The sequence below is a fragment of the Glutamicibacter arilaitensis genome, assembly GCF_044793945.1.
GTDB classification, from domain to species: Bacteria; Actinomycetota; Actinomycetes; order Actinomycetales; family Micrococcaceae; genus Glutamicibacter; species Glutamicibacter arilaitensis_B.
In genome coordinates this window covers 2,434,017-2,445,706 of the sequence record NZ_CP084994.1, presented here as the reverse complement: position 1 = coordinate 2,445,706, position 11,690 = coordinate 2,434,017, and the positions used below count along the sequence as shown (strand labels likewise).

Sequence of the window (11,690 nt, the reverse complement as noted above, 5' to 3'; positions counted from 1 at the left end):
GACATTTAGGTAAGGAATGAAATAGTGTCATACGGATCGGATAGTCCGTTCGGGGGCCCACCGCGGCCCCAAGGGCCGCGGCAACCTTCCAAACCCGCAAATAAGAAGGCGTCTCCGCTGACCCTGACGGTATTTGCGGTGGTCATCTTGGTGGCCGTGTTTGTCTTCCTCTCGAACTTCTACGCAGATATTCTCTGGTTCAATCAGCTTGGGTTCTCGGACGTTTATTGGACCGAGCGCGTCGCCAAATTGATCATCTTCTTCATCGCATTTGTTGTGATGTCTGTGCCAATGTGGTTCTCCATGCGGAGCGCGTACAAGCATCGTCCTGTCTACGCTCCGGAGACTAGTCGTCCAGACTCCATGTCCCGTTACCAAGCACAGCTGGAACCGGTTCGCCGTTTCCTTATGATTGGCATCCCAGCAGTCGTGGGTTTGTTCTCCGCTATCGCAGTAGCCGGTCAGTGGCAGACCATCCTGTTGTTCCTCAACCGGGTTCCATTCGGATCCACCGATCCGCAGTTCAACATGGACCTCGGATTCTTCATTTTCACTTTGCCGTTCGTTGGACTGATTACTGGGTTCTTGATCTCGGTGGTTCTGCTCGGCGGCGTTGCAGGTTTGCTGACGCATTACCTCTACGGTGGCATTCGTGTTGAAGAACGCGGCGGCATCACGGTGGGCAAAGCCGCTCGCGTGCATACAGCAGTAGTGGTAGCCGTATTCCTGCTTCTTCAGGCCGTCAATTTCTGGATTTCTCAGTACGAAACGCTCAATAATCAGTCCGGGCGCGTTGCTGGTGCACTGTACAAGGATGTTCACGCTGTCATTCCTGCTCGGATGATTCTAGCTATTGTGGCAATTCTGATTGCTGTCACGTTCGTGATTGCAGCGTTTAACGGTCGTTGGCGTTTACCTTTGATCGGTACCGCAATGCTCGTGGTGACGATGATTGTTGCCGGCGGCGTTTACCCATTCTTGGTACAGCAATATCAAGTGGTTCCGTCGCAGCGTACTTTGGAACGCGAGTATATCGATCGAAACATCCAGATGACACGTGAAGCCTTTGGCTTGGATGACGTCGAAGTCACTCCATATGATGCCAAGGTCAGCACCGAGAAGAACGCGCTGGCTAAGGAAACGGAAACAACTGCGAATATTCGCCTGTTGGACCCTAACCTGGTTTCTGCCGCATTCGCGCAGCTGCAGCAGTTCCGTGGGTACTACACGTTCCCTCAGACTTTGAACGTGGATCGCTACGAGATTGACGGCAAAGTCGAAGATACGGTAATCGCCGCTCGTGAAGTCAACGTTAACCCCAATGACACTTGGGTGAACCAGCATGTGACCTACACCCACGGTTACGGATTGGTTGCCGCGTACGGTAACCGCGTAGCTGCCGGTGGTCGCCCTGACTTTATGCTCGGAGGCATTCCATCGACCGGTGATTTGATCACCGAAGAAGATTACGAGCCGCGTATTTACTTCGGTGAGAACTCACCTGAGTATTCTGTGGTTGGCGGCCCAGAAGGCTGGACCGATCAGGAACTTGACCGTCCGAGCGCTGGTGGCGAGGGTGAAGACACCCGATACACCTTCGAGGGAGACGGCGGTCCGAACGTCGGCAACCTGTTCAACCGTGTTGTATATGCGCTGAAGTTCGCTTCGACTGACCTGTTGCTGTCCAATGCGGTCAACGAGGAATCCCAAGTTCTGTATGACCGTAACCCACGCGATCGCGTGAGCAAGGTAGCCCCGTACCTGACGCTTGATTCGAGTGCTTACCCAGCAATTATCGATGGACGAGTCAAATGGATCGTCGACGGTTACACCACCTCAAATGATTTCCCTTACGCACAGCAACAGCAGATCGAATCCGCTGTTTCTGACTCGCTGACCAACGCTTCAGATTTCGATCGGTTGTCGGGTCGAGTGAATTATATGCGTAACTCAGTCAAGGCCACCGTTGACGCCTATGACGGCAAGGTCGATCTGTACGCGTGGGATACCGAAGATCCAATCTTGCAGGCTTGGCAGAAAGTCTTCCCTTCTGCCGTGCAGCCACTGGAAAACATTTCTGCGGATCTGATGGAGCATGTGCGTTACCCCGAGGATATGTTCAAGGTTCAGCGCGAAGTCCTCACGACTTACCACGTTGATGATCCCGATGCGTTCTACGAGTCCAACGACGCGTGGGCCGTGCCAGATGATCCGACATCTTCAACTCAGGGTGTGAAGCAGCCTCCGTACTTCCTGTCGTTGAAGATGCCAACTCAGGATGCGGCATCTTTCTCGCTGACTTCCACCTTCATCCCGCAGGCGGCAGCCAACGGGCAGCAGCGTAACGTACTGTTCGGCTTCTTATCTGCCGACGCGGACGCGGGTAGTGAAGAGGGAGTGAAGGCTGACAGCTACGGCAAGCTTCGCTTGTTGGAGCTCCCTCGAGACACGGCTGTACCTGGCCCAGGTCAGGCACAGCAGAACTTCGATACCAATCCGCGTGTGACCACAGAATTGAACCTGTTGCGCCAGGGTGCTTCCGAGGTGAAGAACGGTAACTTGCTTTCACTGCCGGTCGGTGGCGGTATCCTCTACGTTCAGCCGGTATATGTTCAGTCATCTGGCCAGACCAGCTACCCAACCTTGCGTAAGGTACTGGTTGCTTTCGGCGACCAGGTTGGCTTCGCGGATACGCTTTCAGAGGCTCTTGACGAGGTCTTTGGTGGCGATTCGGGCGCCGTAACCGGTGAAAACGGCGATGGTGCGACACCAGAAGAACAGCCGGGGGAGAGCGAACAGCCTACGCAGACTGAAACTCAGAAGCTAACGGATGCTCTGGATGCGGCAAATGCCGCGATCCAGAAGTCCGACGAAGCTCTGAAGGCTGGCGACTTCGCCACCTACGGCGAAGCGCAGAAGGAACTTCAGGACGCCCTGAGCCGTGCCTTGGACGCAGACGCTGCCATAAACGGTGAAGATGCCCCTGAAGGTGAAGTTCAAACTGGCTCCGAAGCTCCGGCTGCACCGAGCGAGTCCGCTGCACCAACCGACGCAAATAACGGATAGTTATGCGCGTGAGCTAAGCCCCGATTTGCAATCTACTCCGCGATGATGAAGAATAGTCTAGTCATCGCGGGGTGGAGCAGTTCGGTAGCTCGCCGGGCTCATAACCCGGAGGTCAGAGGTTCAAATCCTCTCCCCGCCACTTATGGGACAAGTCGAGAATAATTCGGCGATGACCAAGCAAAATCCCCCAGTCTTCGGACTGGGGGATTTTGCTATTCTGCTCACTGGACATGGATCCTTTTGCGAGCGCTTCGTATGCTCCGAAATAATGTATTCGAGTAGCTAGTCGCCAAAGTCAGGTATTGCCCCAGTGGGCAGCCTTCACGGCGTCGCCAATGAACTCAATGACGGCGTATGGACGAATAAAGAAGCCGACCAATAAGTCGGCATTTCGCCACCTCAGCCTCGACTGCTCGAAGCCACACCATCCTGGATCGCTATTCGAGCTGGAACCGTGAAGTACCGCGAGGAAATAAAAGCAAGTAGGACCACTCTAAAAACGCTTGACCTTTACAGGATGACCAATCCGAATTTATCAATACTGCGAGTGAAGATACCAGCAAAGCCGAACGTATGGAGACCGATACAAGCTGACTACTGGCGAACCACATAAACGTTCGCCGCAACGTCTGAGGCATAAATTGCCCTTGTGACTAAGGACATGTCAGCTCAATTAGCCATGTGGTTTACGAGTTGGTAATGTTGTATTTACCGACGCGGGGTGGAGCAGTTCGGTAGCTCGCCGGGCTCATAACCCGGAGGTCAGAGGTTCAAATCCTCTCCCCGCCACAGAGAAAAAGTGGAGATCCGAACGGATCTCCACTTTTGTTTTTAATTCCCTGAGTCCGCTCGTCTGTGCGCCCTAGTGCTTAGAAGTTATTAGCAGCTCTAGGCGGGCCTTGACAGTCACCAGCTTGTTTCAGATAGACCTGCGCCGTCGCTGGCTGAAAGCCACTGTCGGCTGATGCTGCGACTGTTGATGTGAACCTTCGGCCAGCTCCGCTTGGCCTCGTGGTAAATCCGGCTGCCGTCGATCTAATCGAAAAATTCACGCATACGTCGACCGTAGTCCCAGACTTTGGCATAGTGTCCTGTGCTGACGAAATCAATTTGGCACGGTGCTCGCCGAGCCAACTGGCGTTCGCGGGGATCTGGTCGGCTCGGCAGTAGATTGCGAGGTTTGCATCGCCACCGAGATGCTGGAATCTTGACTCATTTTTCAATAGGGAATTTGACGTTGATAAGAATGCGGGAACTGCCGACTTCAGTTCGACGTCTGGATTGATCGCCCGCGCGCGGCTTGTTCCAGCCTCCAATTTCAGCGCCATGGGCGATTTCTAGAAGAGATTAGCGACCACCCTTCCATGAGCTGAGCGTCTTTGATTTCTGGCAGATGGGCAAGAATTACGCAGCTGTGATACAAGACATGGTCTCTCGATTCGCCATGTCGTTTACGAGTTGGTAATGTTGTATTTACCGACGCGGGGTGGAGCAGTTCGGTAGCTCGCCGGGCTCATAACCCGGAGGTCAGAGGTTCAAATCCTCTCCCCGCCACAGAGATAAAGTGGAGATCCGAATGGATCTCCACTTTTGGTTTAACTCTAAAATTTGAATTAAGAGACGGGCGCCGGGACAGAAATATTATTCTGCCCCGGCGCTCTCTTGTATCCTTGCGAGCTTTAGCTCTCTAGCACTCCGGTCTGGTTGGCCTTCAAAGCCGCCAGGCGAGCCTCAACTTCGGTCTGCTCACCGAGGTCCTCCAAGGACTCAAACTGAGCGTCCAGGCTCGACGAGGCCAGCTCGGAAGCACCGATCACCTTTGCTTCTTCACGACGAATCTTTTCCTCGAAGCGGCTGATCTCGCTGGTCGGATCCAAAAGATTCACGGACTTGACGGCTTCATTAACCTGATTCTGTGCGTGTGCAGCTTTGGAGCGCGCGACCAACTCGTCGCGCTTGCTGACAAGCTCGATGCGCTTTTCTTTCATCTGGTTCAAGCCGGTCTTGAGCTTCTCAACAATTTCACGTTGCGAGTTGATGGTCGGATTGGCGGATTTCATCTCGCTTTCGGACTGCATCTGCCGCTGGATGGCTACCTTAGCCAAATTGTCGAATTTGGCTGCACTGGTCGTGTCAGCGGCTGCACGGAATTCATCAGCCTTATTCGAAGCAGCGAGTGCCTTGGTTCCCCACTCGTTGACCGCCTGCTCATCCTCGCGGTAGTCATCTTCCAACATGCGCAGGTTACCAATGGTCTGAGCCACCGCCTGTTCAGCTTCGGCAATGTTGTCGGTATAGTCGCGGACCATCTGGTCCATCATCTTCTGAGGATCTTCGGCTGAATCTATCATGGCGTTGATGTTTGCTTTTGCCAGCTGGGCAACGCGTCCGAAAAGTGATTGCTTGGTCATGGTTGGACCTTTCTATACGAAATAGTGCTGCTGAAATTTGCGTACTACTTGGGATAAACCGCGTAGCTCTAGAAGCTACCGCCTGCTCCGCCGCCGAAGCCTCCACCACCTCCGCCGCCGAAACCGCCGCCGAAGCCTCCGCCTCCGCCACCGAAACCACCAAAGCCTCCGCCGCCGAAGAACCCGTCGTCACCACCGTGATTTCCCCCGCCGCGGTTTCCGCCGCCGAGGAGCGAGTCGATCAGGATACCTCCGAGGACGGCGCCGCCAATCCCGTCAAACATTCCGCCACGACCACGGTTTCCGCCGCCGAAGCCGCCCAAACCACCATCGCCGCCGAACCCATTGACATCTTGTTCGGCCATGCGTGCTGCTTGGTCTGCCAGCTGCACTGCGCGTTGCGCTGCAGCCACCGCTTCGGTGGGGTTCTGTGCGGCCTGAGCTAGCGCCTGATCATATGAACGTTGCGCTTCGGCTAGGCGTGTACGGGCCGAAGAGCGCACGCCACCGCGACGGGCTCGAATGTAATCTTCCGTTCCCTGAATGCGCGATGCAGCCGTGTTCAACAGCGACTGAAGCTGATCACGGGACACACGGTCCTGCTCGGCTCGGTCACGTAGTGAGCCTAAAGCGGTAGCTAGTGGCCTGGTTGAATCGTCAAGGGCCGAGATCAGTGCCAATGGGTTGTGCTTGCCGCCGCGCAATGCCTGCTGGATGGTACCCAGAGTACTTTCCACCCCGGCGATTGGGCCTGCAAGATTTGGTTGAGAGCCGTTGGCAACTAACGCTTTAGCTTGAGCCAGATCCCGCGCTGCCATGGCAACCGCTGATTCCAAATCGGCATCTGCTTGCCGCAGTGAGGCGGCCGATTTGGTGATCGCTTCAAGCAGAACTTCGGCTTGGTCATGAGCTTCTTCAGCATTCTGAATAAGAAGTGCCGCGCTGGAACGATCGGTATCGAGTTTCTCTCGCGCTTGCTTCAAAGCAGACGCCGCAAAAGTCAGTCGTTCTGAAGCTTGCTCTGCATTGTCGGTAATCTGCGAGACTGCGCTTTCGTCGTATTTCGAAGTCAGTCCCTCCAGCTCGGACACACGCTGGGAAAGCCGTTGAGCTAGAGGCTCCTTTTCCGCAGCAACTTCAGTGATTCGTGACTCGGCATTCTGTTCAAGCTTGCGCAGATCCTTGAATTCTGCGGCGTGCTTCTGAAGAGTCTCATTGACCTGCCCGCAACGATTGATAATTTCCCCGAGCCACGAACGCTGGTCTTCCTCGGTATCGGGAATATGATCATCGAGCTGTTGCTGCAGTCGGAAGGACTCAACCAGGTGGGTCTTAGCCTCGGCAAGGTCCGTAGTAAAGACCTTGACGGCTTCGGGCCCATACTGCGCCTCAGCGAACCCAAGTTCCTGTTCAGAAGATCGTATCGAATCGTCTGCCGCAACCAACAACTGGTCAGCCTGCAAACGTAATTTATCCAGTGACTCAAGTTCCTGAGGCTGCTCTCCATTGACGGCGCCGTGGTTCTGCGGGAACTGGTTGGTCTTCTTCTTACTGCGCCGGGAAAGCACCACGTATGCGGCCACTGCCACGCCGCCAACTATCAGTAGAATCCAAACGAAGCCACCTCCGGAACCGGAGGAACTGCTAGCGCCCCCACCCTCGGCAACATTTGAGATCCCCTCGATGGCGCCTTCCGCAGCGCCCGCCCAATCATCTTGGCCGAGTGCCGGAGCGATCTGTTCTGAATAGATCTCTTGCGCGTAGGCATTGAGCGGTCCGTTTTGATGACCGGCAAAGTTAGCTTGCCTTTGGCTGGTAGCGACGACCAGAATGGCATCCGAGCTACCCATGTTTTTAGTGTTGGCGACTTCTTGCATCCACTGGTTTGGATCAGAGGGATTGGTGAATTCATCTACGTAGACGACAAAGAGGCTGATTCCGGTTTCATCCCGAAGTTCTTTAATATCGTTTTCGAGATTGCTTTCGTCGCCACCAAGGACCTGCGAGTTGTCGACAACGAAGTCGCCAGGTGGGATGGTGACAGGGGGCTCTGCTAATGCTGGTGCTGAAGCCCCCAGCGATATTGCCAGCACCATTAATGCTGCAGCAGTGACTCGCCGTGCTTTGGAAATCATTGTCGTCCTCACCTGAATTACCGAATCGAACTAATAATTTGACCACTTGTCCGACCACGTTTACCTGCGACTACTTTCACAGCTCAATTCGATTCTATTTGCACGGCAACACAGCGTCCATGCTATTCAGCTGCCAGAATAGTTAACTCACAGCTTGTGCAAAGTTATCCCTCGCAACTGCCACAGTTCGACCCTGAATAATAGAACTCAAGAGATCCGATATTCGAAAGAGGCATGAAGATGAGCCAGACACCGGATGAACCGCGAAACAACGATATTGGCGAACCCGAGAAGCCGGAGAATTTGGCTCAGACTACAGGTGATGCTGAAGAACCGCGCGTGCATATTCCGACGCAAGAATCGCAGACCCCCGAGGCAGACACGACGCGTAGCTATGACCAGGTAAAACCGGATTCTAGCTCGGATGAACAGCCGACCGACGTTTACTCACGTACACAGCAGTCCATTGAACCGCAGCCGGCTACCGGGGTCTACGGTCAAGCATCGAGCGAGCAAACTACGCAATCTGGATCATCTTATGCCGCCGGAGCATATGGCCATCCTGAACAGCCGAATTCTAACTACCCTGTTCCGCCGGAGCGTGCACCGAAAAAGAAGTTTGCCGGTAGCACGCTAATTGCCGGCATGGTGGCTGCAGCACTTATCGGTGGGGTAACCGCGGCCGGCACCACGTACTTTATGTCTGGTGACAACAATTTGGGCGGCACTACGGTGCAGACTCCTCAAAACGGTGTGGTGATCAATAATCCCAAGTCCGTTACGGAGGTTACAGCCGCCGCAGCGAAGGCATCGCCGAGCGTTGTCACCATCGAAGCTTCCGGCAGTGGAACCAGCGGTTCTGGCTCCGGAATTATTTTGGACACTGAAGGCCATATATTGACCAATACCCACGTGGTCACTCTCGGCGGTGAAACCGGCGACCCTACCCTTACCGTCCGCCTGAGCGACGGCAAGGTGCATCAGGCGACACTCGTTGGCACCGATCCACTCTCAGATCTTGCTGTCATCAAGGTTGATGTGCCGAATCTCGTGCCCGCCACCTTGGGGAAATCCTCTGAGCTAAATGTTGGCGATACGGCAGTAGCAATTGGCGCGCCGCTTGGTTTGAGCGGAACCGTAACCGACGGCATCGTCTCGACGCTTAACCGCACCATTTCGGTGGCATCTTCCGCAGTTCCAGAAGAAAATGCACAGAGTGAGGGAGAAGGCGAGGATGGCGGCGGAAGTGAGTTCAACTTCCAATTCCCGGGAATGCCCGAAGGACAGGAGCAGTCCGGACAAGGCTCGATCTACATCAACGTGATGCAGACCGACGCAGCAATTAACCACGGTAACTCCGGCGGTGCGCTGGTGAACAACAAAGGCGAAATTATCGGCGTGAACGTCGCAATTGCTTCTGGCGGTTCCGGTGGTGAAGATTCTGGGTCGATTGGTGTCGGTTTCGCGATTCCTGTGGATTATGCACAGCGCATTGCCAAAGAACTGATCGCCAACGGCAAGGCCACACATGGTCTGCTGGGCGCGACGGTAGAGGCACAAGGCGCTTCCACTGGTTCTAATGTTTCGCAGTTCAGTGTCGGTGCGGCGATCCGGAAGATCTCACCAAATTCGGCGGCAGAGGAAGCCGGGTTGAAATCCGGTGACATCATCACCGGCGTCAACGGACGGGCAATCCAGGATTCTCAGACTCTAACTGCCGCAATCCGAGAGGTGCCAGCTGGTGGTAATGCCGACATTACCTACACCCGCAACGGTGCCGAAAACAAGGTCTCAGTGACGGTTGGGTCCTTGGAATAAGCTAAATAGATTCAAGCAAAGTGACGTGGTGCAGGATGATCCTGCGCCACGTCACTTTGCTTTGGACTAGAAATCAAGGTCCGTCAGTGGATCTCGATACGATAGGGAATAACGCCTCAGTTCGCGGACGAGAACCCGATTTTCCAACCGAAGATCTTGGTCCTCTAATCGCCTTGCCAATACCCTGCCACAGGCAGTCACAGAGATTTGAAGATGCTAAGAATGATTGATCCTAATAAATTCATTAACTCAGCTACACAGCGAGTGCTAGCTTTCGCGGCGCACCCTGACGATTTAGATTTCGGCGCTGCCGGAACCGTAGCAGCCATGACTGCCGCGGGAATTGAAGTGCAATACTGCATCATGACCGATGGAGATGCAGGTGGTTTTGATGACCGAGACCCTGCCGAAACGGTTCGCTTGCGTCACGAAGAGCAACGCATTGCAGCAGCCCGAGTTGGTGTCAGCATCGTGCACTTCATGGGGGAACGTGATGGCTTTCTAGAGCCAAGCCATGATGTCATGCGCAAGGTGGTCCGGCTGATCCGTCAGGTACGCCCGCAAATCGTCATGGCCATGCACACGGAACGAAACTGGGACCGAATTCAACGTTCTCACCCAGATCACTTAGCCTGTGGCGAAGCGGTGACTCGTGCTATCTACCCGGCAGTCGAAAACCCGTTCGCCTATCCAGAGCTACTCGCTGAAGAAGGACTGGAAGCCTACAAACTACCCTGGCTCTGGTTATATGGCGCCCCCAGAGAACGTGAAAACGGTTTTGTGGACATCACCGACTTCTTTGCTCAGAAGATGGACGCACTGCGGGCCCATTTCACCCAGCATCCCGACGTCGGTGCCATGGAGAAATTTGTACTCGAGCAGTGCCAAGCCAACGCAGCACGCGGGAACATGTCTCCCGACGCGCTGGCGGAAGCATTCCACTTGGTCGCAGTGAACGCCGATGACACGATCGCAGGATTCTGACACTCACAGGGTTTAAAATAATTTGGTGCGGTTCCCTCATCGGGGAACCGCACCAAATACGTCTGAACAGCATTAGCTCAGCGACGAGAAACTCTTCGCTATGCCGTTACTCGTTCGGCTTGTCTGATTGGCCCAGCGGCAGGTCCACAGAGGCTTCGGTCTCTTCTGAAGGCGAGGCAGGTATCTCTGAACCTTCCACGGTGATGTGTACTGCGACAACATCATCGATGGGGGACAGGCCGCCCTTGGCGTCCTCTCCCGAGGTCTTGCTAACGACGCTGATGCCGCCTTCTTCATGCACGGCCCAAACAACGTACTGTTCGGAATCATCGAGTGGTGGTAGCGCAGTCAGCTCGACGCCTAGCGCGTTCTCTTGCTTGGAAGTGCTGATGGCCGCCTGACCGCCACTGCTGAGATCAATCACCTCGGTGATCGCATCATCGGACTTCGTGGCTTGAGAAGCCTTCGTATCGCCATTGAGCAAGGAGAACGTCACGAGGGCTAAGACGACCACGATTACCAAACCAACCAATGCGAAGATCCAGCGTTTTGGCCGTGAGCTCCGTTCCGCACGAGAGCTGCGAGCCACTTGACTGACTAGGTCCAGACCCAGATTTTCATCCTGAGGCTCGTCGCGGTGCTGCGAAGGGCTACCGTTCATTGTTTTGGAATCTCCCGAGAAGTCGTCGGTCTTGTAGGATGCTCGCCTGCGCGAACATACTCAAAAGCTTACTTTATAAAGATTGGGTAAAGCTGTGTACTTCACCGAATTCGGCTGGTATTTTATGCGCCTGCAAAACCGTTTTGCCGCCAAGCTTCAAAAGCAACGACGGAAGCGGCGTTGGCAAGGTTGAGCGAACGGCGCCCCGGAAGCATCGGCAAGCGGACCAGATCTGTGACCCGTTCGTGGGCTTTATCTGCGGCGCTGAGCCCCACCGATTCCTTCCCGAACATGAGAATGTCGCTTGGGGTGTAGCTCACGTCGGTGTACAGCGTGTCGCCTTCGGAGGTGAAGGCATACAAACGCCCCTCACCTAAGGCGGTAAGGGCCTCATCGAGGTTTTCATGGACTGTGACCACCGCTAAATCGTGGTAGTCCAATCCGGCACGACGCAAGTTGGCGTCTTCAAAGTTGAAGCCCAACGGCTTCACTAAATGAAGTTCGGCACCGGTGATTGCGGCTAGGCGGATGGCATTCCCGGAGTTGCCGGGAATTTCGGGAGCATTGAAAAGAATACGGAACACATCTAACAGTTTAAGCTCTCGGGGCCGTAAA

7 protein-coding genes and 3 tRNA genes are annotated in these 11,690 nt (G+C 54.7%); 6 read left to right on the top strand and 4 right to left on the bottom strand.

From position 1 onward, the window contains the following. Nucleotides 1-24 precede the first annotated feature (24 nt). From LG294_RS11475 to LG294_RS11460, 4 genes are all read left to right on the top strand, one after another. Entirely contained in the window at nucleotides 25-3,066 is a 3,042-nt protein-coding gene (locus tag LG294_RS11475) for a UPF0182 family protein (RefSeq protein ID WP_404285816.1), read from the top strand. Nucleotides 3,067-3,131: 65 nt separating this feature from the next. After that, a tRNA-Met gene (locus LG294_RS11470) sits at nucleotides 3,132-3,205 on the top strand. Nucleotides 3,206-3,781: 576 nt separating this feature from the next. Further along, nucleotides 3,782-3,855: transfer RNA gene (locus LG294_RS11465), tRNA-Met, on the top strand. A gap of 691 nt (nucleotides 3,856-4,546) precedes the next feature. Next, a tRNA-Met gene (locus LG294_RS11460) sits at nucleotides 4,547-4,620 on the top strand. A 125-nt stretch (nucleotides 4,621-4,745) separates the two neighbouring features. Here the strand turns inward: LG294_RS11460 and LG294_RS11455 are convergent. Then, on the bottom strand, nucleotides 4,746-5,477 hold the full coding sequence (locus LG294_RS11455) for a PspA/IM30 family protein (protein ID WP_404285814.1): 732 nt from the start codon (nucleotides 5,475-5,477) through the stop codon (nucleotides 4,746-4,748). 68 nt (nucleotides 5,478-5,545) lie between these two features. Next, nucleotides 5,546-7,612: a TPM domain-containing protein gene (locus tag LG294_RS11450; protein WP_404285812.1), complete on the bottom strand. Its 2,067-nt coding sequence runs from the start codon at nucleotides 7,610-7,612 to the stop codon at nucleotides 5,546-5,548. A gap of 240 nt (nucleotides 7,613-7,852) precedes the next feature. On the opposite strand from LG294_RS11450, the gene LG294_RS11445 reads away from it, so the two are divergent. Together LG294_RS11445 and LG294_RS11440 are read left to right on the top strand one after the other, a co-directional pair. Then, on the top strand, nucleotides 7,853-9,430 hold the full coding sequence (locus tag LG294_RS11445) for a S1C family serine protease (RefSeq protein ID WP_404285810.1): 1,578 nt from the start codon (nucleotides 7,853-7,855) through the stop codon (nucleotides 9,428-9,430). Nucleotides 9,431-9,652: 222 nt separating this feature from the next. Next, entirely contained in the window at nucleotides 9,653-10,414 is a 762-nt protein-coding gene (locus tag LG294_RS11440) for a PIG-L deacetylase family protein (RefSeq protein ID WP_404285808.1), read from the top strand. Nucleotides 10,415-10,520: 106 nt separating this feature from the next. Here LG294_RS11440 and LG294_RS11435 read toward each other — a convergent pair whose 3' ends face one another. After that, on the bottom strand, nucleotides 10,521-11,075 hold the full coding sequence (locus LG294_RS11435; RefSeq protein ID WP_404285806.1) for an anti-sigma factor: 555 nt from the start codon (nucleotides 11,073-11,075) through the stop codon (nucleotides 10,521-10,523). 122 nt (nucleotides 11,076-11,197) lie between these two features. After that, nucleotides 11,198-11,659 carry a tRNA (cytidine(34)-2'-O)-methyltransferase gene (locus LG294_RS11430; RefSeq protein ID WP_404285804.1) on the bottom strand — a complete coding sequence of 154 codons (462 nt, stop codon included), beginning with the start codon at nucleotides 11,657-11,659 and terminating at the stop codon, nucleotides 11,198-11,200. Nucleotides 11,660-11,690: the final 31 nt, after the last annotated feature.

Excerpts from the sequence above, each read along its gene's own strand:
- LG294_RS11450 (WP_404285812.1), bottom strand. The coding sequence starts at position 7,612 with ATGATTTCCAAAGCACGGCGAGTCACTGCTGCAGCATTAATGGTGCTG.
- LG294_RS11445 (WP_404285810.1), top strand. The coding sequence starts at position 7,853 with ATGAGCCAGACACCGGATGAACCGCGAAACAACGATATTGGCGAACCC.
- LG294_RS11440 (WP_404285808.1), top strand. The coding sequence starts at position 9,653 with ATGATTGATCCTAATAAATTCATTAACTCAGCTACACAGCGAGTGCTA.
- LG294_RS11455 (WP_404285814.1), bottom strand. The coding sequence starts at position 5,477 with ATGACCAAGCAATCACTTTTCGGACGCGTTGCCCAGCTGGCAAAAGCA.
- LG294_RS11435 (WP_404285806.1), bottom strand. The coding sequence starts at position 11,075 with ATGAACGGTAGCCCTTCGCAGCACCGCGACGAGCCTCAGGATGAAAAT.